The organism is Lysinibacillus sp. GbtcB16 (assembly GCF_019091145.1).
Classification (GTDB): Bacteria; Bacillota; Bacilli; order Bacillales_A; family Planococcaceae; genus Lysinibacillus; species Lysinibacillus fusiformis.
The window spans coordinates 1-236 of record NZ_JAGXJV010000864.1; the positions used below are offsets into that span (position 1 = coordinate 1).

The 236-nt window shown below is 52.1% G+C and carries 1 protein-coding gene; it reads left to right on the forward strand.

The window, feature by feature from the left end:
• On the forward strand, positions 1–236 hold a 236-nt coding region (locus KVT27_RS26135; RefSeq protein WP_217582327.1), incomplete at both ends, for an FAD-dependent oxidoreductase.

Consider the following 236-nt stretch of genomic DNA (forward strand, 5'->3'; position numbering starts at 1 on the left):
GTATCGCCAATGTAGAGGGAATCGGGCTTGAGAATACCGACGTGAAAGTGGAAAAAGGCGTCATCCGCGTGAATGCATTCATGCAAACGACAGAATCTCACATCTATGCCGTAGGGGATGTCATTGGCGGTCTGATGCTGGCGCATATGGCCGGTCATGAGGGGATTCTCGCTGCAGAGCATATTGCCGGACTGACACCGCATGAACTGAAGCCGCATCTTGTTCCGAAATGTACG